Source organism: Clostridiales bacterium (assembly GCA_015243575.1).
Taxonomy (GTDB): domain Bacteria; phylum Bacillota; class Clostridia; order Peptostreptococcales; family Anaerovoracaceae; genus Anoxybacterium; species Anoxybacterium hadale.
This window is the reverse complement of record CP042469.1, coordinates 4839145-4863136: the sequence shown is the minus strand read 5'-3', so window position 1 is coordinate 4863136 and position 23992 is coordinate 4839145. Positions and strand designations below refer to the sequence as shown.

Genomic DNA, 23992 nt, shown 5'->3' with positions numbered 1-23992 from the left:
ACAACTCTTATCTTATTTGTAAGATATCGAACGTAATGTTATCGAACTGGCTGTTGATTAAGTATCACTTTGTAATTATAATATATTTAAAAGTTCAACACAAATATAATTTTAAATGGAGGTTAAAAAATTTTGAAAAATACAGAAATTTTATTTGATTTATTGAGGAGGTACAAACAATGGGAAATATAACATTAGTTCCTGTATGGCTTATTCAAGATATTTTAGTTTTAATAATTGCCACGTTAATGATTTTTTATATCATTAATAACGAAGAGCGTCCAAAGATCGTATTAATGCAATTCATAGGCTTTGTCTTTTTCTACGCCGCACTCTTTGAAAATGTTGCGGTATCTATGGGACTTATGGGAAATGAAGGTTTTTATGCATATGGGCGCAGTATCCTAATGATATTCAATATACCCTTAACTGTTCCAATTATCGAGTTTCTTATTGTTTACTCAACGTTACGTGTTTTGAAGACGATAAATATACCGTCATGGACGAAACCATTCATTACTGGGCTTAGTGCTATGATTTTTGACTTTTCATTGGATCCAGTTGCAGTAAAACAGATTTTTCAAACTACAGAAGGAATCATTGGCAGGTGGAGTTATTACCCGATCCCTGGTGAACCTGTAATATATGGGGAGCCAGTCATGAATTTTACAGGATGGATCTATATAGCAGGATACTGGACTGCCTTTATTTTAATCGGCGAATGGTGGCATAAAAAGAAAGGCTACAGTAATCTAGTTGGTTATTCATATCCGATATTGGCTTCCATTCTTTCTCTCGTTTGTTTGGTTTCCCCTCTATCCAATTTCTTTAATTATATGGGACCATTTTTCCCCAGAACTTCTAATATGCAATGGGTAATGTTGATTGCACTTTCTGTAATTACAACGGGAGTTTTAGTGTTAGCCTTCGTTAAGTTCTGGGATCATAGGGTAGTTAGCTCTTTGAATTACAAAAAAGATTTTCCTATCATGTTTACGTTCCTGGGTTTTCCTCTGGTTAACACCTTGTTTTGCATTATTGGTGGGTACACGCAGGTATTATGGCTTGTTGTCCTGGCACAGGTGTTATTATTGCTGGGCTGGTTTGGAATTTATATCTTGAGTAAAAAAGCTATTCCAAAAAATCAAGCACCTCGAAAAGGCTAAGGCTATATTTTCTTCATTCTTTTCATTTCATTCCCTAAAAATGGGAATATAATAGCGGGAGTATCTTCTTCATCAGAAAATACTCCCCTGCATCAAAGTCTTAACCGTTACTCATAATGCTCATATAAGACAATGCTTTCAATATAGTTTGTAAATCTCCGCAGTTTTTTCTCCTGATCTGCGCTGATTTCTCCGACTTCATACATTCTGTGCAATTCTGAACGCTCCGCATCCAATACCTTAAGCCTCAATTCTTCCATTTGCCCTTCGAGTTTTTCATGATCCCTATCATTGTTACGCTTAAACCTTGGCAATATTTTTTCATATTCCAGAATAACCGCATAAATATAATCCGACTGGCCCTGTGCCTCCACATGTTCCTTCAAACCCGAAACAGCTGCCTCCATAGCTCTCGTCTGGAGATCCCTGATCAGATGCAGATCATTGAAAGTAGTGTCGTGTATTCTTCGCGGTTTTCCTCTCAAGCGGCTGAAATCACGAATGGCTCTTTTCAAGAAAACCTTGGTTCCCCAACTGGAATGAAAGTTCAGTGTTTCTTCCCGATAATCAAGATATTTGGTCAGGACATCGAAAATTGTTACATCAATATCACCACTGGATAAAAGACTTTTGATATACTTTCTCTGCAGGTTCAACGCCAGCAGGCGTGCCTCCGCGATCTTCCTGTTATAATGTTCATCGGCTTCCTGCTCTGAAAGGTTCATCTGAAAGCTATTATTGTATTCGCCGATCAGTATGGCGGCCGCGAATTCATTTTCTGCATTTGTTTCGGCTCTTATCTTATCAATTGCCGACATCAGAAGTTTATTTTTAGCCCGATATAAATCAGTCTGTTTACCTGTCCCTTCTATCATCGCCTCACCTTTACAGATCAGCGGCAAAAACACTGTCGCCAGAATTAATAGCAAAAGAATTACACCTGCGGCAATAAAAATGATAAGGGAACGTGCCGGAAATAATTCTCCGTTTCCCAGAAAAGCTGGCACAGTGAGAACACCAGCCATGGTCACCGTACCTCGCACACCAGCGAGTGTTGTAATCAGGATTGCCTTTATTTCCGGCTTTTCAGCACCGTTCTTTTTCCTGAAATAATACCGATAAACTCCGTTCATTAAGGACCAGACGAATCGAATGGCAAGGATAGTAAGCCCTATGATTGCCACATAGCCGAAGACCAGCCAATTACCGATGTCGGGACTTGAAAGGATCTCAAACATAGCCGAGGGAATATTCATCCCTAATAACAGGAATACGAATCCATTCAGGACAAATAAAACGATAGACCATGTATTTTCTGTGAGCAGCTGCTCTTCCGCCATATGGGTTTCTGTATGTTCTCTGATGATCGAGTGAATGATTCCTGCAGCAACGACAGCGATAACGCCTGATGCATGCAGAATATCCTCAGTAATGATAAATACAGCAAACGGAGTGAGTATCTGCAGCAGCGAATGGAAAACCGGATCATTTATCCCTTTATTGCGTAGCCCAAACCGTATAAAGGTTATCAGGAGCCCAAGGAGCAACCCAGCTGCAGCTCCAATCAGGAAGTGATAAGAAAAATCCCATATTGCCTCCCGAAGTGAAAAATATCCTGTGGCCGCTGCTGCAATGGCATATTTGAAGGCGATAAGTCCCGAAGCATCATTGATTAAAGATTCTCCCCGCACCAAGGCCATCACCTTTTCCGGTACTCTGATTCTCTTGGCAATCCCATTAACAGCTACAGGATCCGTAGGCGAGAGAATAGCCGCCAAAGCCAGACAGGCAGCCATTGGGATAGCAGGGATAAGCCAGTTTATAACATAACCGCAAAGTACAGTAGTCAGTATAACAAGAATAAAAGCATTGCCAAAGATTTGAGACTTCATCCCCCATAACTCTTCTCGGGAGAAATATCGTCCGTCGTTATACAAAAGAGGGGCTACGAACAATAATAAAAACCATTCCGCATCTATTTCAAAAGTATAGTACCCTATAGCCGAAGCTATGATTACCCCAAATACAATTTGCGTCAGGGCTGTGGGAATGAACGGAATATAATGCCCAACAATATTGGAAATCAGGAGTCCCAGCATTAATAATAATATGATTGTTAATACGCTCAATTTTTATGTCCTCCTATTTTTCACGTTTTTCTTTTCCTTTATTTCAAATTATGTTCAGGGCTGTGCAGATTTAATCAGGATGTCCCTCGCTCCCTGTTTCCCTATAAGCTCTGCCACTTTCTTCAATTAGTATTATCTGCTTTTTTCTGAACGAGCGAAAAGAAACGTACCGACAATCAAACAAATCACTGTCAGAGCGGCAATGGCAATAAAGTTTACCACTGGATTGAACAGTACGACGCTGGCGTATTCCGACGTTCCGGCGTAGACTACCGCCCGAACCAGGTCAAGGCAGTAAGTCATTGGCATGGCATGGCTTAAAACAGATAGAATGCCGCTGGAGTTGCTGATAGGAATGATCGCTCCGGAAAGAAACATCTGCGGCATGGTGATCAGCATCACGGCAATATTGGCAGTCTTGTTGCTTTTGATGAGTCCGATGACGATCATGGCCAGCGCGCCCCCGGAAAGGCATATGAGCGGCGACAAAATGAGAATCATCAGCAGCTGTCCGGGATTCAGAGTAATTCCCATGATGATTCCGACGATTAATGTTCCTGCCATGCTAACAATCGCGCCAAAGGATGAGCCGAAAATTTTACCGATCACGATCGAATAGCGTGAGACTGGGGAAACCAGCATCTCCTGCGTAAAATCCGTGGTGTGGTCTTCCACCAGTGACATCATTCCTGTGGTCGTGACCATAAAGAGCATGTTGACCATCATACCAACCATCATAAATTTACTGTAATTGAAGCCGATCCCTCCCGCCATATTCTGGGCGAGGCTTCCACCCAGCATTCCCATCATTACCAAAGGCATGGCAAGGCTCATTATAATTGTTACGGGCGACCGGATCGCAAGAGTTATGTCCCTTAGTGCGATGGTGATAATCGCGTTGATTTCACGCCCGAATCTTGATTTCCCTTTTCCTGTTGTCATTGCAATCTCATTCATGCTGCTCCAACTCCCGTCTTGTTAATGTATTCCACATATGCGTCCTCCAACGACGGCTCTTTAATTTCCAGTACCGTCAGCTTGGTTTTAAGCATGGAGATAATTTCCTGCGGCGTTTTGTCCTGATAAGGAACGATGATATGAGTGGCCTTTTTATGGAACAATCCCAGTTCCGAAAGTTCGCTCGTCAAGCCCGCCTGGTCATCGGCATCCAGAATAATTTCCTTGCGCAGCAAGCTCTTCTTCATTTCCTCTGGTGAACAGCAGCTGGCGATCTGTCCCTTATTGATAATGCATACCTTGTCAACATTCTCAGCCTCGTCGATATAGTGTGTGGTCAAAAACACCGTTGTTCCGTTTTGTTTTCGTACATTGTTAATGTATTCCCATAGACTTCTCCGGCTCACCGCGTCCAGACCCTGTGTCGGTTCATCAAGAAACAAAACATCTGGCGTGTGCATCAGGCTGCGGATAATTTCCAGCTTACGCTGCATGCCGCCTGACATCTTTTTGACTGGCTTAAATATGGCATCTTGAATACCGACAATCTCAGCGAGCTCCATAACACGGTTTTTATATTCTGCGGGCATAAGGCGAAAGCTCGGACTGTACCTGTACATCCCGTACAAGCAAGCATGAAAACGGATATTTTCTTCCGTTGATAGCTGCAGATCGAGGCTGGGCTTCTGAAAGATAATTCCAACCTTTTCCCGTACTTTTTTTGCTTCCTTTTCAATATCATAGCCCGCAATCCTTACGATGCCGGATGTTTTGGCCAGCGTGGTGGTAAGGATCGAAATGGTTGTGGTCTTACCTGCTCCATTGGGACCGAGGAAAGCAAAAAACTCTCCTTCATTCACTGCAAAACTCACTCCCTTGACGGCAGGTGATTTTGCTTTATCATATTGTTTCACTAATTCTTCTACTTGAATCATAGACATAAAAATAACCTCTTGTTTATTTACTTTAAAATCAGTTTATCGCAGTAATTTAAACAGAGGTTAAATGGAACTTAAACACAATGTAAACGGGAAATAAAAGTTCAGTTCTCCTTAACAGAATGTAACCTCTGCAAAGTAATCGTAAAGGTTGTGCCTTTGCCGATCTCGCTTTGTGGAGTAATCTGACCATCATGCAATTCTACAATTTTCTTGACGAGGGAGAGCCCAAGCCCGTTACCGCCGAGAGCCCTCTCGCGGGATTTATCCACTTTATAAAAGCGCTCAAAGATATGGATCTGGTCTTCCGGCGCGATGCCGATACCGGTATCAGTGATCCGGCAGCACACATTTGTTTGATCGGACGTTAAACTAACCCGGATCACCCCACCCTCAGGTGTGAATTTTATGGCATTATGGAGAAGATTCACCCAAACCTGAGATAGTAACCCTTCGTCGCCCTGGATCGCCACTCTTTCCAGATCCACTTCCATCGCAATATGCTTGGCACTCCATTGCGGCTCCAGCATCAAGGCGACTTCCTCCAGCTGCTTGTCGAGCCTGAATTCTGTGAAGGATAGAGGTTCCCCTCCGGTTTCCAGCGTCGATAGTTTCATCAAATTGTCACTTAAGGCGGATAGCCGTTTACTTTCAGTTTCAATGATACTTAAATAGTGATTTTTCTGTTCAGCTGTAAGTGTGTCTTTTCTTAATAATGCGGCAAATCCGCTGATGGAAGTCAGCGGTGACTGAATCTCATGGGATACATTGGAAATAAAATCCTGACGAAGCTGTTCCATGGAGCCAAGCTCTTTCGCTATTTTATTGATTCCCTCCACCATATCGTTGTGGTGAAACTCATCATCCCAGGTATCGATAAAGACGTCGAAATCCCCCTGGGCAATTCTTGTCATGGCGTTCAGTATTTGACTCTGAATGCCTTGATGCTGCTTGATACGTTTTGAATACCTGCCGACGAGTAATCTGGAAATGGATGCCACACAGATGATTAAAAGAATCCCAACGAGGCCAGAAATAATATGCGCCCAAAAATCCGTGGGAGTGCCGGTCCAGCGGTAAATCAAAATTGTAATGCCATACGCTGCGGCAAAAAAGCATCCAAAAGCAAAGAGAAGTAAAATCACCGAAATTGCAAGGGGATGTCGTTTCGTCTGTCTCACGCCACCACCTCCAGCCTGTACCCGAGACCGCGGATAGTGGTAATTTTAAAACCGGTCTGTTGCTCTGGGAAGCGGTCGCGCAGACGGTTTACATGGACGTCCAGAGTCCGTTCGTTTCCCTCGAAGTCAACGCCCCATATATCCTCAATCAACCGGTTGCGGGAAAATGTTTTTCCGGGAAAGCTCGCCAGCTTGAAGAGCAATTCAAATTCCTTCATCGGTATATCTTCATTTGACCCATTCATCGTGATGCTGTAGCTATTTTTGTCGATTACGACATTGCCGATATGAATTACCTGGGATGCTTCAATTTTATAGCGCCGCAGCAGAGCCTGAACACGGACGACCAGCTCATCCCCTTCAAAAGGCTTGGTCAGATAATCGTCGGCGCCAAGACCGAAGCCTTTCACTTTGCTTGCAAGTTCACCTTTTGCAGTCAGCATTAAAACTGGCATGTTTTCGTAATAAGAACGCAAATGACGGCAAAGCTCAAAGCCGTCCATGTTCGGCATCATGATATCGATAATTGCCAGATCAGGATTGTCGACGCTGATCTTTTGCAGTGCTTCACGTCCGTCTGCCGCTTCACATACATCAAAACCATTGTTCTGGAGCAAGGCAGTCACAAGCTCTCGGATATTCGAATCATCGTCAACAATCATAATTTTACTCATTTCACATCACCTCTATTGAATTGTACCACACCTATGTAAACAGAGATTAAACGATGCGAAAATAAATTTGGAAACATCAGGACAGCCTATCGCATGTTTAAATATCCAGCGCACGGTAGTATCCGGTTGTAACAGCATCAACAACTCGGCCTGTCTTTATACAGTCGCCTGTTTCAAACACGCGCGGTGCTGTGTTATAGAAGCTGTCCGCAACGGCGCGATCCGCCTTCATACCTGCCGCAAGCAGGATGCTGTCCGCTTCAAAAGTAACCTCACCATCCGCAGTTTCACAGACAAGTCCTTTCTCTGTAACAGCCTTTGCCTTTGTGCTTACATAAATCTTGATGTTGCTGTCACGCATCGCAATTGCCATAGCAGTTTTGTGCATGAAGTAAGAATCAGGCGCCCAGTCTGCTTTCATATCAACAATGGTAACATTCTTTCCCAGACGATTCAGATAAATGGCACTTTCACATCCAACAAGACCGCCGCCAAGGATAACAACCTTTTGTCCAAGGGCAGGAGTCGCGTGATGAAGCGCTTCAAGGCCAACCACTTTCTTGTGATCGATTCCAGGAATGGGCGGAACGATGGGATTCGCGCCAATGGCCGTAAAAACAACGTCTGCATTTTCTGCCGCCGCCTGCTTCGCGTTGAGCTCCGTATTCAGTCGAACCTCAACACCCGCATGTTCCAAACGTCTTTTCAAAACTTTTACAAAGTGAAACATATCCTGTTTAAAAGGAATATACTGCTCTGAAAGAAGTTGTCCACCCAGTTCGCTGTTCTTCTCATACAGTGTAACCGAATGTCCGCGCTCCGCCGCCGTAATCGCTGCCATCATACCGCCGGGGCCACCGCCAACAACGATAACCTTCTTTGGTGTTGCAGCCGGGAATGCCTGCTTATGCTGCAGCTCATTGCCAATCACCGGATTAAATGCGCAGCAAAATGTTCTGTTTGTTAAGTAATTGAAGAAGCAGGTATAGCAGCGGCAGCACCGCATGATATCAGCTGCATTCCCTGAAAATGCTTTCTCCGGAAAATACGGATCACTAAGCGACTGACGCGCAACCTGCACGATATCTGCCTTTCCCGAAGCAATGATTTCCTCCATCATGTCTGGATCATTGATGCCGCCTAAGGTTGCCACGGGAGTTTTAACATGTTTTTTAATCTCCGCTGCAAGATGTACATTATATCCATGCTCGATAAACATAGATGGATGGGTGTAGGTAAATACCTCCAGGTCTTCATGAACACCAGCCGAAACATGGATAATATCGACTTTGCCATCCAGCATTTTGGCCATCTCGACGCCCTCTTCAATAGGGTATCCGCCTTTCGTATACTCTGCCCCGCTCATACGGAACTCAATGGGAAAATTCGGACCGACCGCTTCCCGTACTTTTTCAACTACCAGCAGTGAAAAACGCATCCGATTTTCCAGGCTGCCTCCCCATTGATCGGTTCTGCGATTCATCGACGGAGAGCTGAACTGACCCAGAAGCCAGCCATGACCGCCGTGGATCAGCACCATATCAAAGCCTGCCTCTTTTACCAGCTTGGCGCCCTGGGCGAAACAATCCGCAACTCTGTAAATATCCTCTTCGGTCATGCTGCGGACCGGAAGCCCTGCCGCATTCACCTCATCATTAGGGCCAATCAAGGTTCCGTCAGCATTGCTGTGAGCGCGAGCATTTCCAAATTTGCCCCCGTGGGCCAGCTCCATTACAGCCTTGCAATTATGCCGGTGCATCGCATTGGCCGCTTCCTTCAGTGATGGAAGGGACATGACATCATATAGTTTTATTTCTTTTGTGTGGGAACGCCCAATGGCATCCACAATACCAAGGCCAATGGCCACGCTTGCAAGTCCGCCGCGCCCACGGTTTTCATGAAATGCGATGTCTTCCTGGCGCATGTTGCAGTCCACATCTAATTCCGGATTCGACATGGGGGCGCCAAAAATTCTGTTTTTAAAAGTAACCCCGTTAATGGTAATCGGGCTTGCAAGATGAGGATAATACTTATTCTTCATCATTTTTACCTCCTTTTATATCTTTACATCTGTACTTTGACAATCTCTTGACAATCCAAGTATATATCAATAAAATTAAAGTAAAAGCAGAAGAATCATTGTATTATCACAACAAAAAAGTTGTATGCATAAGACCTTTTGAGCACATAAAAGGAGAAGATATGACATTCAGACAAATGGAAGTGTTTATCGCCGTATGCCAGTGCAGAAGTATCAGTAAAGCGTCTGCGACATATCACGTGTCTCAGCAAGGGATCTCCAAAATGATTCGTGAACTGGAAGCAGAACTGGGGTGCCAACTGCTTTTCAGAGATATTAACGGCGTATCCCCCACACCTCATGGTGAGTATTTTCTGAATGATTGCCAGTCTATTATAGAGAGAAAAAAAAATATGTGCTCTCATATTGCTCAGATCAAGGATATTCCAAATGAAACCATATTCCTTGGTATGGCCTTTGGGGTTGTTTCTGCCCTGCCTTATCAGTTAATCACCGATTTCGAGAAGACCCATCCCAATGTAACGATTGAGCATGCGGATTATATAGACTTTTATCTGGAAGAACTTGCGGTAAAAGATGAATTTGATTTTTGCATTACTACTGGCGTCATAGATTCAGACCGATTTTCTGCTGCATGTTTGCTTCAGGAAAAGGTATATTTGTGTATCCCGAAAGCACACGCATTATATCGAAAAAAACAGATTCAGATGGACGATTTGAAAGATCAGCGATATGCCATGTTTAGCACACAATTTCACATCCGTCACAATTTTGTCGCCGCTTGCCGAAATGCAGGATTTGATCCAATCATTGATATTTCCTCCAGCGATTTCAACTCTTTAAAAGAAATCGCCCTATATAACAATCTTCTGTTCGTTGTTCCGGCACATACCATCCGCCCGGATGATTCCGATCTTAGATATTATGAATTCCCGGACGACCGTTTTAGCTGGGACGTATACTTTGTAAAGAAAAAAAGTAAAGTTCTGACTGAAAATATGCTGGCATTTTATCGGCAACTGATCCATTGCCAGGAAAACCGGTGAAAATGTCATGTCTTAATCACTCCTTAAACAAGATAATCCTTCCGACCCTTCCATTTTCATCTTGGAAGGGATGAATGCTCTCAAACCGGATGATATCTTCCACATCAGCCGTTTTCTCAGCTTCCGTATTCACAGTGTTCGTTTCATAGATATATCGCTCGAATATCATAATATAACTGTCCCAGTCAAACTCTTGCCCCGATGTTCCTTCGAAGTAGAATTCGACAAACTCGCATCCTGAATAAAGGCGTTCTGCCCCCTCAATTACCTTAACACTGTTTTTTGGCTGCTCCTTAATTCCATATCCAGTAACTCTTTCGTTCCAGCCATCACGTGCCGGATTTTCAAAGTCTTTGTTAAACCGATTCATAAAGGTATCGACTGACTTAATCATCGGTTCGGGAGATCCATCCTCAACACCCCAGTTGTATTGTTTTCCGCCTTGCTCGCAAATTCATCTTTTTTTATGACGATGTCTACTTCGCTTTCCACTTTTCCGTTAATGCTGAATCGTACTCCTTTTTCAGGATGAGCCAGTCGCGCTAAGGCTTCATAATCCTTACCTCTCAACGCCTTCCCTGCTGTGTATGCGGCTGCTGCTATACTGGCATAGCCCGACCACCCTTCTTCTTCAGCTCCGTTACTTGCAGAGGTTATTGAAAACGTTCTTGAGGCGTCATCCCAGCGGATCTCATAGTTCACCAAATCTGCCACCGCACGAATCGGAAGGTAGGTTCTCCCCTGATAGCTAATCGGAGACAGCGTTGAACCATCCATGTTTCTTATCTGTTTTTCTTCTCCATTGACGGTAATCCGCAGATCATCCACCAAAAGTACCTGCACTTCCCTGTAACGGCTCACTCCAAAAGAAGCAGTCGATGTAAGCATAAGCACGGTAATCCACATCAATATCTTTTTCATCATTTCATTTCTCCTGCATCAATACAGCATTTTTGAACTTATATTTTCATTTTAATTAACCGGAGAGTAATAACCTAGTGCGGTTGGTAATGAAAATAAAATGACTATCGGCTAATTATTAAAAACAATTAGCCGATAGTCATTTAAAGATCGTCTTTGAGTCTTATATTTTTGTCATTGGGATGATCACTGGAATCTTCCTGTATATGAACCCAAATATTTCGGATAGGAAATTGATCTGAGAAATATGCTTCAACTTTTGTCATATAGCTGCCGTCTTGTAGCCTTTCAACACTGTCATCATTTTTATTGCTTCAAGGGTCGGTTGAAGGTGTCTTCAGTAATCTGTTAAGAGGAGTACCCTCATTGTTATAGAGTACTCCTTTTATCAACATTACTTATTGATTAACTTAGACTCCACCAACAGATTTCTTATTGCCTGTGCAGCTTCCGCATAAGTTAAGTTTGCTTTTGGTGCAATAGTTGTTGCTGTTGTTCCGTTGAATACGTGTGCTGACAATACATCAGTTACATAGGAAACGGCCCACTTGCTTACCTGCATGCTATCCACATAAGTATTGATTCGATTGGTGTCGCTTCCTGTAAGCTTTGTAATCTTCATTGCTCTCTGATACATCGTCATCGCTTCTTCTCTTGTTATCTGATTGTCTCCTCTAAAGGTTCCGTCAGAGTACCCTGTTACGATTCCATACTCATTTGCTATCAAAATTGCGAGTGTTCTGTCTCCTTTTGCATTAATATCAATAAACTTATTCTGATGTTCACCTTGTCTGTATAAGCCAAGCGCTCTTACGATATATTCTGCAAAATCTGCTCTTGTGATTGCCTTATTTGGCTCAAAGGTTTCTGCATTGAATATTACTAGTCTTGATGCCATGTCACTAACTGCATCCTTTGCCCAGTGGTTTTCTACAGATTTAACTGCAACTGGATTCCATACAACTGAGTAGTTTGAATTTGTAAGTGAGTTAAGTTTTGCATACCACTTTCCATCTTTCTGATATACATCAGTAGGTATATGGCTGTACGATCCATCAGAATTGAACACTACACCTGTTGTTATCTTGCTTGGGTCTACTCCTGCTGGGATTTCCATAATTCTTTCTACGTAATTGCTGAATTTGTTAATCTTAACATCTTCAGTTTTTCCAGCTGCATTTGTTGTCTTTGCTACTACTTCAAATGCTGTTGGTGGGAATACAATTGTTGCTCCATTTTCTTTTGCTACTTCATTGTATTTTGCTACAACGGAGTCCTCTAGTTTTGTAATCTGTACTTCTACCTTGATAACTTTTAGTGAAGTTTCAGCCACTCCAAGTTCTTTTGCTGCGTTTGAAATAGCTAGCTCTTTTGCAGGTATCACGTATTCTACTGCATCACGTTTTACTGATACATCAAAGGTATTTGTTTCTAGCTGCTTTACAATATCTCCTGTTAGTTCTACTTTTACTACATCTGATTTTGTATCAGCAACTGGCACTTGCATCACATTTTGCTGTCCGGTTGTGTTTGATTTTACTGCTTCTGCAATCTTCGTTTCAACAGTTTTGCTATTTATAGCGACTGTTACGGTTGACTTGCCGTCCTCTGTTGATTTTGTTTCTGTTCCTGCATTTTCAATTTTGCCATTTACTACTACAATTACAGTTCCTGTTCCTGAAGTTGCTGTAGTGGATGAACCACTGCCACCGCCTGAACTACTTGAAGTAGCTACGCTCACCGTTACCGTATACTGCTGGGAGCTGCTGTCTGCCGCTGTTACGGTATAGGTTACTGGGTTTGTGAAGTTTTGCGCTACTCCTGTATTTGGCGATACGCTTGCTCCTGTATGAGTGATCGCTGGCACCAATGCAGTCACGTCAGTTCCATACGGTACTGTGAGCACGATGGTTTTTGCGCCTTCATTCACAGTTCCGGTTACATTTGGTGTTAAGCCATTGAAGTTAAAGGCAGTGATTGCCTTGGCCGGGTTTGCCGCTACGCTCACCGTTACCGTATACTGCTGGGTGCTGCTGTCTGCCGCGGTCACGGTATAGGTTACTGGGTTTGTGAAGTTTTGCGCTACTCCTGTATTTGGCGATACGCTTACTCCTGTATGAGTGATCGCTGGCACCAATGCAGTCACGTCAGTTCCATACGGTACTGTGAGCACGATGGTTTTTGCGCCTTCATTCACAGTTCCGGTTACATTTGGTGTTAAGCCATTGAAGTTAAAGGCAGTGATTGCCTTGGCCGGGTTTGCCGCTACGCTCACCGTTACCGTATACTGCTGGGTGCTGCTGTCTGCCGCTGTTACGGTATAGGTTACTGGGTTTGTGAAGTTTTGCGCTACTCCTGTATTTGGCGATACGCTTGCTCCTGTATGGGTGATCGCTGGCACCAATGCAGTCACGTCAGTTCCATAAGGTACTGTGAGCGCGATGGTTTTTGCGCCTTCATTCACAGTTCCGGTTACATTTGGTGTTAAGCCATTGAAGTTAAAGGCAGTGATTGCCTTGGCCGGGTTTGCCGCTACGCTCACCGTTACCGTATACGCCTGGGAGCTGCTGTCTGCCGCTGTTACGGTATAGGTTACTGGGTTTGTGAAGTTTTGCGCAACTCCTGTATTGGGAGATACGCTTGCTCCTGTATGAGTGATCGCTGGCACCAATGCTGTCACGTCAGTTCCATACGGTACTGTGAGCGCGATGGTTTTTGCGCCTTCATTCACAGTTCCGGTTACATTTGGTGTTAAGCCATTGAAGTTAAAGGCAGTGATTGCCTTGGCCGGGTTTGCCGCTACGCTCACCGTTACCGTATACGCCTGGGAGCTGCTGTCTGCCGCTGTTACGGTATAGGTTACTGGGTTTGTGAAGTTTTGCGCTACTCCTGTATTTGGAGATACGCTTGCTCCTGTATGAGTGATCGCTGGCACCAATGCTGTCACGTCAGTTCCATACGGTACTGTGAGCGCGATGGTTTTTGCGCCTTCATTCACAGTTCCGGTTACATTTGGTGTTAAGCCATTGAAGTTAAAGGCAGTAATTGCCTTGGCCGGGTTTGCCGCTACGCTCACCGTTACCGTATACTGCTGGGTGCTGCTGTCTGCCGCGGTCACGGTATAGGTTACTGGGTTTGTGAAGTTTTGCGCTACTCCTGTATTTGGAGATACGCTTGCTCCTGTATGAGTGATCGCTGGCACCAATGCTGTCACGTCAGTTCCATACGGTACTGTGAGCGCGATGGTTTTTGCGCCTTCATTCACAGTTCCGGTTACATTTGGTGTTAAGCCATTGAAGTTAAAGGCAGTGATTGCCTTGGCCGGGTTTGCCGCTATGCTCACCGTTACCGTATACTGCTGGGTGCTGCTGTCTGCCGCTGTTACGGTATAGGTTACTGGGTTTGTGAAGTTTTGCGCAACTCCTGTATTGGGAGATACGCTTGCTCCTGTATGAGTGATCGCTGGCACCAATGCTGTCACGTCAGTTCCATAAGGTACTGTGAGCGCGATAGTTTTTGCGCCTTCATTCACAGTTCCGGTTACATTTGGTGTTAATCCATTGAAGCTAAAGGCAGTGATTGCCTTTGCGGTGGAAGGTGCTGGGGTTACAGATACATTTATTTTATAATAGTTTATGGTTGTGGCATCTTCTGCTGTCACCTTGATAATAAAGAAATCTCCATCAGTGATTGCCCCATTGTCATAGGCTGTATCCGTTTCAAAGTTTGTGGTGGAAGCTCCTGACGCATACTTCACCACCTTGACTGTGGCATGGCTTTCGTTCCTGTCAAAGAGTGTGATAAAGCTTTCTGCATTGCTGGTATCTGCTGCTTTTGCCGCTGTAATCGTTACTGCCCCAGCGGCTTCAGAACCTAACGTTGCACTTGGTGTTCCAAGGCTTGTCACTGCATCACCCTTCACCGTCGAAGATGTTTTCAATGTTGCATCACTACTTGAAATGTAGGCATCAATATCTATCCTAAGGGATGTACTTTTATTTCCAGCCCCATCCTTTACTATGATATAGATATCCCTTGCTCCTGCTGTTAAACCAGTAGGATTTGTAATTGTTGTTTCAGACGTTGTACAGGTTGTTCCTGCCCCATCAGTATCTATCGTTGGTTCTGGAGCTCCGTCTTCTACCACTTTATAGTAATAGCTTCCCTCCGTATCAGAGGTAAAATTTACAGTAGCTGTGGTATTGCTGGTTCTGTTTACTGTTCCTGCGGTCAATGTCGGCTTGGTGGTGTCGCCGTCGGTAACAGTTACAGTAATTTTCCTTGTTACGTCAATCTCGACATAATCATAAATTCGTATATAAAAAGTATACTCTCCCGCTGTGTTTGCCTTAAAATAAATTTTTTCATCTTTACTTCCCACGGTATCATCCGGGTCATCGTCAATTTTGTCCAAATAATCCACCTCTCCAGCACCTGCACTGAGATCTGGATCAGCAAAATATAACATAGCAATATTAGAACCAGATGATGGTTGTGTGTATCCTTGTACACAATAAATAAAGATGTCACTAAAGTCACCTAAACCATACAATTCCGAAACAGGCAATGGTAGCGAATCATTTACCGTAGCAGTAGCAGTGTATGGTTCCGGCTCAGCCGCATTTACCGTAAGCGTCATTGCAGGCATAAAACTTATCAGCATTGCAATACTCAGTATACTCGCCAATAATTTCTTTCTTATAGTTTTTGTCATGTTACATCCTCCTGATATACTTATATTTACCATACTCTAATTAATCATGAGATACCAAGCTAGTCAGGCACGGTTTTCTAGACTGCTTCCAACTCATTGCTTGACAGGATACCGCATCGTGTCTTGTTAGCTTACCCCTCCAACAAATTGCTTTGGCCAGTAGCATACGCCCACATCCAGGGCATTTGGCGTGTCAAGATGTCTCTTGGCTCAAAGGCAGGACAAGCCTGCTTTGGCCATATATTACCCTCGGAATTTGGAGCATAAAGGGGCATATCCTCCCGTCTACATCTTTCCATATAATCACACTCCTTCGCAAAGAAATCTATGCAAATTTCCTAAAAATTTCTACTATCATAATAGCATGTACAAAATAAAAAATGACCTTTGCGCTTAAAAGACTCATTTTTACACTTAAAAACCTTTAATTGTCTTAAATTTACTCTTGACAAATGAAATTCAACTTATTCCGCTTGGTTTTTTTCGATATAAATAAAAAATGGTTATATACTAAAAAACCCATAACTCGGGAAGTGAGCTACGGGTGACAAGTAATTCAGGCTCTTCCAGTCATCCTCCGTCACTGTGCCCGCCGTAATTTTCAGCTGCTTTATTCCGTTAATGGCTGAATTGCCTCGTAGATCGTATTTCCGCTGTAGACTTTGCCTACCCCGATTGTGTTATCGGTCTCGTTGTAGGCAGCGCCGGACACGCCGTCAGAAGAACGCTCAAAATTCTCTTTCTTATTTTATCTCCTCCTATTTTTCTTCCGTCTGCTCAGGAGGCTCGGGCACGCCGCCTGTCCGGCACGCAAAGCCGCATACGCCATTTTGCGTGGGATGCTCGGTTAAAATTCCGAAGTCGCCGTACCGGCAGTACCAGCACTCCCGGGCGGAAAACAGCCGTCCCGCCTCCTGCTCGAACGCGTCGCAGAAGTCGCGGCGTGCGATCTGAAATTCGCCGGACGCCGCCTTTACCTCTGCAGTTCTGTCTCGGGATTCTCCCTTCATTAAACTCACTTCCAAAATCCAGTATTTGTCCCCGTATTATACAAAAAACCACGGCCGAAAACCGGCCGTGGCGTAATTGCACGATATTTGGCGTAAATGTCGAGTTTTATCATGCCGGGAGCGGCAGATGGAGCAAAACGCGCGTCCTTAAAACACACAAACTACTATTGCAATTCAGTCATTGGAGTAGTAAAGTGTGAAGCCGTCCTTGTCCCAATGTAAAACTTTGATCTTGTTCTTGTCCTTGTTGCAGAAAACGAAAATGGCTCCTTGAAAAGGATCTAGCTCAAAGGTTCCTGCCTTCAGCATCCTCAGGACTTCAAATACTCGCTGTGGATCGCAGCCGTTCTGCAACTCAACCGTAAACTCGCCAAACCGGATATTAATACCGCCGATAGTATTCGATACCTCGGGGATACGTACTGTCGCTATTTCGCTGCCGGTAGACATATCGATTTTCAGCCAGTTTGTTTCCCGGCTATCAGTTTCCGCTTCTTTCTTTAGTTTGCTGATCCAGTACCGGAGAGTGCTGTAAGGAATGTTATGCTGTTTGCACCAATCTTCCTATGTCACGACGCTTTCCTCCAGATTACAAAGCCTAGCGATCCAAAGCTGCCGCTGCTCTTCTTTTCCTCTTTGATTCATAATCAATGCTCCTTTCGCTTGCACGATCGACGTGCCAACTCAGGAGTATTTTCGCAGATTTCAATATTTATTTCAATGTGTCTACTATTTGACGCTTACTTCTAAATAGAAAAATCACGCAAAAGAGCTGCAGCCCTACATTTTGTTTGTAGGCTGCAGCTTTTAAAAACTTCGCTTTTCTATTTCATTATTGTTTTAATCAATCTCTCAACGACTGCTGCTACTTCAGCTCTTGTGGCATTTTCTTGCGGTGCAAAATTTCCACTATTTCTTCCCTTGATTATATTTGTTTCTTGGCAGTATATAGCCCCATCAATCGCCCAGGATGAAATACTTGCACTGTCAGTATAGGCCAGTGAATTTTCTGTAACATCTGCTTTGTCTAATAATTTGGCAAAATTAAACATTATGACTGCCATTTGTTCCCGCGTAACATTCTCATCGGGTGCAAACTTGTTATTGCCAATACCCTTTATGACTCCGCTTTCATTTGCCCATGCTACATACTTAGCGTAATAGGCATTTACGTCTACATCGCTGAACTTGCTTGTTCCTGGTACAATACCATAAGAACGTTCGTAAAGTCGTCCAAGCACTGTTACAAACATGGCTCTGGTCATGCTTGTATTTGGACTGAATATATCCTGGCTTGTACCAAGGAATAGTTCACGCTCTGTGACAAAGTCAATGTGTGGTTTTGCCCATTCAATAGTGTTATCTTTAAAAGTCTTTGGATTTTCTCTAAACTTTACTGTGACACCTTCAGGTGCGATGTATTTGTAACTCCTTCCTAGAATTACCGAGAAGCCGATGTAGATTTTTTTGTCATTTTGAAGGTAATACGGAAGGGCAGTTTCCTTCACAAAAACACCGGTAATAGTGTGATTTTTGCTGTCTTTAAAGATATATTCTTCAACTGGACCAACGCTTTTTCCATCAATTATTACATCACCTATTACATATGCATCATCAGGGGTAATCGTTGCTGTTTTTTTGTCTGTGCTAATAGCGACTTTTCCGCCTTCTGTCTGCTCTACATTAATCGTAGGTAATGATGACCTATTATTGCTTGGTTTTGTGCCTGCTGCATATGCTATGGCATAGGTAGAGAATTTATTTATTGTCAGTTTAATGGTTGTGTTGTTGTCAATAAGATCAATTTTTTCTCCATCTTCATTTGCCGTTGTGGTAATACTTTCTACATAACCCCCATGATAACGATACACAATATAATCCGTTTTATTTTGAAAGGCTTCATCCAGTGGAATATATACATCAATCAAATCATTGAGTCCAATAAGAGATACTGAAATAGCTCCACCAGTAGTATTAGTGACTGTTTTTAATACGGATAGATCTATAAAGATACCCACTGTTTTATTATTTGTTCCTGCGGTGGATATGATATCATTTGCGTTTGCTGCCGTGATATCTTTTTTCTCAGCCACAAACTTTATTACGATTGCACCGCCAGCTGTTACAACCGCCATATCAGACTCAGTTACGCCCTTGTCACCATATTGTACTGTGTTTACAAACTGTTTATCAAGGTTCCCAACTACAATTTTAGGGGTTTCGCTACCCTTCACCTCAACCACGCTGCTTGTTTTACCTGCCGGAAGGGTGATTATACCAGCGGCATAATCGTCATTTTTTACCGTAATAATGCTTGTGACAACAATATCGTCTTTGCTGACTACAAGGTTATATGTACCGTTTGGCACATTTGTAATGATAAATTCACCATTTGCATCCGTTGTTACTGTAATCCCTATTTGCGTTTGGCCTGCCATAAGCTTTACTGTCGCGCCTGAAAGAACATTGCTGTTGTGGTCCTTCACAGTTCCGCTGACCTGGTAGGTATATGCGGGGATGGTAATTTTAAACGTCGCAAGAGATGTATTTCCTGCAGCATCCTTTGCCACAATATAAATAACTTTTTCTCCCGCAGTGAGATTAGTAAGGTTTATGGTTGTTTCACCCGTGGATAAGGCTGTGCCGCCTGTACTTGTATTTGTCACCGCGCCGCCGATTTTATAATAATAGGTTCCGCCCTCAGTTGAAGTGAATTTTACCGTTGCAGTTGTTTCGCTTGTGCGGTTGACCACACCTGCTGTAAGGGTGGGTGCTGTAGTGTCAGCAGGCTCATCCTCTGAACCTGAACAGGAGCCTCTCAAGTATGGATATGATCCAGCTTCAATCCCCCATATCTTATCAAAGTCCCAGTTCGTAAAGGTACTTTGTGTTTTCATCTCAACTGTTGTTTTGGGTGTACCATAATATTCTTCGGTATCAATTAAGAAGTTCCCAATATTGTCTAGTCCTGAGGTATCTTTATCCCAGTAGCTGCTCGTTACAGAATTTAACCCTTTCTTAAATCCAATCAGGCCGCCAACATATCTATAAAAGTCATCATCGAGAACAGCCCCTGCAGTGACTTTCCCTATTGCATAGGAATTAGTTAAACTACCGTCACCAAAATACCCAATCAGGCCGCCAACATAAATAGCACCATGGAAATCCCCTACAGTGACATTCCCGGTTGCATAGGTATTCTCTACACTACCGAAAGAAGTTTTCCCAATCAGACCACCGACATAAGTTTGGCCAGTAACAGCACCTTTTGCATATGATTTTTTCAATTCACCTGAAGACTTGAATCCAATCAGGCCGCCGACATACCAGCTACCAGTAATCGCACCTGTTGCATGGGTATTCTCCACGGTAGGCGCAGTACCACCATAATAATTAAAATAACCAATCAGACCGCCAACATACGTATTTCCTATGACATCAACTGTTGTATATGAACATGTTATGTTAGTATTTTCAGCATACCCAATCAAGCCGCCAACATTATGAAATCCTGTGATAGTCCCCCCTGATGTATAGGAATTTGTTACGATAGAATCCCTAGAATACCCAATCAGGCCGCCGACTTGGTCTGAGAGTGGATCATTGCTTCTTGAACTATTATAAAGGTAATATCCTGATATTGATAGATTTTCGACAACAAGATTCTTGATTGTTGCCTCATTAACATAACCAAACAATCCTATATAATCATACTTTGTATTTATTGTAAGACCAGTGAATTTTTTTCCGTTACCGTCAAAGGTCCCTGTAAAAGGCTTACTATTGTTACCAATCGGAGACCAGTTAGCATAACTTGACAAATCAATGTCATTCATAATCTTATAGCTCGCTTTATCCCAACCGACAACTCCATTATTGACCTGCTTTGCCACATAGGCTAGTTGGTCGGCGTTATAAATTTCATTGACACCAGTTGTTTTAAGAGTAAACTCACCTTTTGCAGGAATGCCCGTGTATCCTTGAACATACTGTGGGGTGATTTTGATGTACTTATATGAGTTGTCACTTTGAAGCTTCTCAAGTGTGATAACATCCGCTTCTTCGAACGATTTAGAAGTCGAGGCGGTCACTAAGGTGGTCTCCGTAAGCACTGTTTGAGTCAGATTTTTGACATTTAATGCGCGCACGTCTCCTGTAGCGGTAACGATGGAATTATCAATATCAAGAGATCCATTTCTAGTGTCTATGCCATAGCTCGATCCATTAAGGGGGGATGTACCGCTGTCGGCAGTGACGGTGGCGTTTTTAATATAAAGATTTCCGTTCGTAACCACGATGCCTACGCTTTTTCCGGATGCCATGCCTCCCGCAGCATTTACCGTGCAGCCTTCGATTGTGATTCCACTAGTAGCCTTAATTCCATAATTTTCTATCTTACCCAATGTATTGTAGACAGAAATGCTGCCGCCTGATGTGCTTTCAATTCTCAATTCTCCATTGACGTTAATCCCGGCTAAATAATTAATGGATGAACTACCATCCCATATTCTAATGGTATTGTTACCGATGAGGACAATTTTCAGGTTGCTGCTGCTATAAATGGCATTCCCACCGCCGTTCATTTTTGTAATTGTTGCATTGTTCAACGTAAGGATTCCTTCCGTTGGGTCGTAAGTGACGGTTCCGGTGATGCCGTCCCCTGTGACGTTCCCTGCATTAGCGCTGGTAACTTGGACATCTCCCACCGAAATATTGTAGTTCGTAACTGGAACCGCTGCCGGGATGGTAATTTTAAACGTATTAGAAGACTGATTTCCTTCCGCGTCTTTTGCCACAATATAAATATCTTTTGCTCCTGGTGTGAGGTCAGTAAGATATATGGTTGTTTCACCCGCTGAGAAGGATGTGCCGTTGGTACTTGTATTTGTTACAGCGCTGCCGATATTATAATAATAAGTTCCACCCTCATCTGAAGTGAATTTAACCGTAGCCGTAGTATCGTTTATGCGGTTGACCGCGCCTGCCGTGAGGGTGGGTGCCGTGGCCGCAGCTATTGACTCCCAAGCTATCGCACTTGATGTGGCAGCAGTGTTGTAAGCGGTGGCGGCATATTCGGCAGCCAGTGAATATGTCCCGGCACTGTCGGGTGTCCAGTTATAGGTCGCCACGCCACCGGCATTTAGAGCTGCCGTTCCCAGAATTGCGCTGCCGTTCTTAAAGGTTATGGTTTGATCCTTTACACCGGGGCCGGCAAAGAAGCCTGTGAGGGTTGCGGTCAGAGTGATGGGCGTTCCTGTGCTCTGTGGGCTTGCAGGAGACGCTGCCAGTGCAAGGGTGGTTGCGTTTCCGACCACCTTCAGGGTCACCTCGTTGGAGGTCACTGTTGTGCCGTCATAGATCACATAATATCGCAGTTTAAAGGTTCTTGAGGTATCGACTGGAAGGACACCACCAACCGTCCATGTTGTCCAGCTATCGCTGCCGCCGGATGTGACAGAAGACTGCCAACCCTGTGCAGTGATGGTGGTGCTGTTTGCCGTCACTGTGGGGATATATTTTGTAAGGTCGCCGAGTGTGATACTATTCCCCGCTGTAAAGTCACTGGAAATGGCCAGCGTGCCAATCGTAGGTGCTGTTGGCGGGTCTGTGGCCGTAATGGTATAGGTAGCATAGTTTATGCCATTTTCTGCGATTACCACCAACCGATCGCCACTGACGATTCTATCTGTTCCTGCCTTAGCTGCTGCGCTTGCTGCATTGCTGACTGAGGACAAGTCCTGTCCTGAAGCAACAATTTTATAACTTGCTTTTTCCGAAAAAGTAATGTTGGCAAGTACTTGTTGCACCGTGGCTTCTGTCGTAATGCTTGAAGAACCACCTGCAACGGTATGGTTTACGTCATCGATTGTATAGACGGTGGAATTAGCATCCGCTGAGCTGCTCGGGATTGTCCATTGGGCATACAATACTACATCAGTGGTGCTGGCAATTTTATCACCAGAAGCATACGCTTTTCCAGTTCCGTCTTTCCATCCTGCAAACGTAGCTCCTGCTGGTGCTACCATACTCCCTTGAGCTGGTGCTGTAGGGTCGTTATCGGGTGAATACACCTTATAATAATCCAGTGTGTCTGAGCTAAAATACCATTCAGAGTCTACTGGTGCCGTGCCGGTACCACCATTGAGATTATAAGTGATTTCCCACGATTTGGTAGGTCTTATATACCGTTCACCCGGTATTGTCATGTAAATATGTTGAGCGTTCGAACTAAAAAATGCTTGTATGTAGTACACCTTATTTTTTTCAAGCTTATCAGTTGGTTTTAGTACCGTTGTTTCTCCTGGTGCACATGTAGCAGGCAATTCATTCCCTGCTGCGTCAAATATTTTAGCATCTGTTATATAGGGTGTTGCAGTAAGATCAACCGGATCGGTTGAACCTGCATCTGAATTTCTCTCAAAATTAATCGTATAATACTTATCGTTGACACCAGCTACTAATTCGAACCAGTAGTATGGTATTATATTTTCATTTTCATCTTTATTTTCATTTGTTGTGATAAATGATATGCCGTCATAGTCCATCCGAATCGCATTATCTCTGTCAAGGCCCATATTGTTTCCTTGAGCATATGTCTCCATTGGAATACACCCCGACACTAATACCATAATCATCAATGTGGCTAAGCTTCGTTTCAATCTCATCGTGTCTCCTCCTATCTATTATTTAATATTGCTATTTTTTAATTTAAAATCTAGATAAAGTCAAATCTATGGTATCAATACCTGTTTGAACTTTCACACTTTCTTCTCGTATCTGCATACACTGTTTTCCGTAGGGTGCTCGGTATCAATACCAAAATCCCCATATTTGCAGTACCAGCATTCTCTGCTTGAGAATAACCGGCCTTCATCCTGTTCAAAGGCATCACAAAAGTCGCTTTGCAATATATCAAGTTTACCTACCGCTGCCTTTACCTCTGCAGTTCTGTCACTGGGTTCTCTCACCTTCAAAATCACTCCCCTCTTGCTAAACTCTTAGATTACATTATACAAAATGTGGCTTTGCCACTCTGCACTCCCATTTATTGTACAAAAAACCACGGAAGAAAACCGTCCGTGGCGTAATTGTATCATATTTGGCGTAATTGTCGTATTTTGTTGAATTTTGACCCTCATATTTTCTCACAATTGCGCTAATTGAGCAAAAGATTAGAAGCCTCCTTGGTCTATACGATATCAACTTTGTATTATA

14 protein-coding genes and 1 pseudogene are annotated in these 23992 nt (G+C 43.5%); 2 read left to right on the top strand and 13 right to left on the bottom strand.

The genetic code is table 11. The annotated features are described in order from the left end of the window. Positions 1–179 precede the first annotated feature (179 nt). Positions 180–1166 (top strand): carotenoid biosynthesis protein, encoded by a 987-nt coding sequence (locus FRZ06_21315; GenBank protein QOX65705.1) that lies wholly within the window; start codon positions 180–182, stop codon positions 1164–1166. Between the two features lie 107 nt (positions 1167–1273). Here FRZ06_21315 and FRZ06_21310 read toward each other — a convergent pair whose 3' ends face one another. The 6 genes from FRZ06_21310 to FRZ06_21285 form a co-directional block, all read right to left on the bottom strand. Further along, entirely contained in the window at positions 1274–3295 is a 2022-nt protein-coding gene (locus tag FRZ06_21310; GenBank protein QOX65704.1) for a Na+/H+ antiporter, read from the bottom strand. 132 nt (positions 3296–3427) lie between these two features. Beyond that, positions 3428–4252, bottom strand: coding sequence for an ABC transporter permease (locus FRZ06_21305; GenBank protein QOX65703.1), 825 nt, complete (start codon positions 4250–4252; stop codon positions 3428–3430). Further along, complete coding sequence (locus FRZ06_21300) at positions 4249–5193, bottom strand: ATP-binding cassette domain-containing protein (protein ID QOX65702.1); 945 nt, start codon at positions 5191–5193, stop codon at positions 4249–4251. The genes FRZ06_21305 and FRZ06_21300 overlap by 4 nt, the downstream gene beginning before the upstream one ends. A gap of 101 nt (positions 5194–5294) precedes the next feature. Continuing rightward, entirely contained in the window at positions 5295–6371 is a 1077-nt protein-coding gene (locus tag FRZ06_21295) for a sensor histidine kinase (GenBank protein ID QOX65701.1), read from the bottom strand. After that, positions 6368–7045 carry a response regulator transcription factor gene (locus FRZ06_21290; GenBank protein QOX65700.1) on the bottom strand — a complete coding sequence of 226 codons (678 nt, stop codon included), beginning with the start codon at positions 7043–7045 and terminating at the stop codon, positions 6368–6370. The genes FRZ06_21295 and FRZ06_21290 overlap by 4 nt, the downstream gene beginning before the upstream one ends. Before the next feature lie 97 nt (positions 7046–7142). Further along, positions 7143–9086 carry an FAD-dependent oxidoreductase gene (locus FRZ06_21285; protein ID QOX66038.1) on the bottom strand — a complete coding sequence of 648 codons (1944 nt, stop codon included), beginning with the start codon at positions 9084–9086 and terminating at the stop codon, positions 7143–7145. A 161-nt stretch (positions 9087–9247) separates the two neighbouring features. Here FRZ06_21285 and FRZ06_21280 point away from each other — a divergent pair, with 161 nt between their 5' ends. Then, the gene (locus tag FRZ06_21280) at positions 9248–10132 is read left to right on the top strand and encodes a LysR family transcriptional regulator (GenBank protein QOX65699.1); all 885 of its coding nucleotides are present in this window, start codon (positions 9248–9250) and stop codon (positions 10130–10132) included. A gap of 16 nt (positions 10133–10148) precedes the next feature. On the opposite strand, the pseudogene FRZ06_21275 reads toward FRZ06_21280, so the two are convergent. The 7 genes and pseudogenes from FRZ06_21275 to FRZ06_21245 form a co-directional block, all read right to left on the bottom strand. After that, a pseudogene (locus tag FRZ06_21275) lies at positions 10149–10232 on the bottom strand (cell filamentation protein Fic). Positions 10233–10522: 290 nt separating this feature from the next. Then, on the bottom strand, positions 10523–11056 hold the full coding sequence (locus FRZ06_21270) for a hypothetical protein (GenBank protein ID QOX65698.1): 534 nt from the start codon (positions 11054–11056) through the stop codon (positions 10523–10525). Positions 11057–11447: 391 nt separating this feature from the next. After that, the gene (locus tag FRZ06_21265; protein ID QOX65697.1) at positions 11448–15800 is read right to left on the bottom strand and encodes a hypothetical protein; all 4353 of its coding nucleotides are present in this window, start codon (positions 15798–15800) and stop codon (positions 11448–11450) included. Positions 15801–16525: 725 nt separating this feature from the next. Continuing rightward, positions 16526–16777, bottom strand: coding sequence for a hypothetical protein (locus FRZ06_21260; protein QOX65696.1), 252 nt, complete (start codon positions 16775–16777; stop codon positions 16526–16528). Between the two features lie 174 nt (positions 16778–16951). Further along, positions 16952–17227: a transposase gene (locus tag FRZ06_21255; GenBank protein ID QOX65695.1), complete on the bottom strand. Its 276-nt coding sequence runs from the start codon at positions 17225–17227 to the stop codon at positions 16952–16954. 374 nt (positions 17228–17601) lie between these two features. Continuing rightward, positions 17602–23442 carry a hypothetical protein gene (locus FRZ06_21250; protein ID QOX65694.1) on the bottom strand — a complete coding sequence of 1947 codons (5841 nt, stop codon included), beginning with the start codon at positions 23440–23442 and terminating at the stop codon, positions 17602–17604. Positions 23443–23535: 93 nt separating this feature from the next. After that, positions 23536–23751 carry a hypothetical protein gene (locus FRZ06_21245; GenBank protein ID QOX65693.1) on the bottom strand — a complete coding sequence of 72 codons (216 nt, stop codon included), beginning with the start codon at positions 23749–23751 and terminating at the stop codon, positions 23536–23538. Positions 23752–23992 lie beyond the last annotated feature (241 nt).

Excerpts from the sequence above, each read along its gene's own strand:
- FRZ06_21315 (QOX65705.1), top strand. The coding sequence starts at position 180 with ATGGGAAATATAACATTAGTTCCTGTATGGCTTATTCAAGATATTTTA.
- FRZ06_21305 (QOX65703.1), bottom strand. The coding sequence starts at position 4,252 with ATGAATGAGATTGCAATGACAACAGGAAAAGGGAAATCAAGATTCGGG.
- FRZ06_21300 (QOX65702.1), bottom strand. The coding sequence starts at position 5,193 with ATGTCTATGATTCAAGTAGAAGAATTAGTGAAACAATATGATAAAGCA.
- FRZ06_21290 (QOX65700.1), bottom strand. The coding sequence starts at position 7,045 with ATGAGTAAAATTATGATTGTTGACGATGATTCGAATATCCGAGAGCTT.
- FRZ06_21285 (QOX66038.1), bottom strand. The coding sequence starts at position 9,086 with ATGAAGAATAAGTATTATCCTCATCTTGCAAGCCCGATTACCATTAAC.
- FRZ06_21280 (QOX65699.1), top strand. The coding sequence starts at position 9,248 with ATGACATTCAGACAAATGGAAGTGTTTATCGCCGTATGCCAGTGCAGA.
- FRZ06_21270 (QOX65698.1), bottom strand. The coding sequence starts at position 11,056 with ATGATGAAAAAGATATTGATGTGGATTACCGTGCTTATGCTTACATCG.
- FRZ06_21265 (QOX65697.1), bottom strand. The coding sequence starts at position 15,800 with ATGGTAAATATAAGTATATCAGGAGGATGTAACATGACAAAAACTATA.
- FRZ06_21260 (QOX65696.1), bottom strand. The coding sequence starts at position 16,777 with ATGAAGGGAGAATCCCGAGACAGAACTGCAGAGGTAAAGGCGGCGTCC.
- FRZ06_21255 (QOX65695.1), bottom strand. The coding sequence starts at position 17,227 with ATGTCTACCGGCAGCGAAATAGCGACAGTACGTATCCCCGAGGTATCG.
- FRZ06_21250 (QOX65694.1), bottom strand. The coding sequence starts at position 23,442 with ATGAGATTGAAACGAAGCTTAGCCACATTGATGATTATGGTATTAGTG.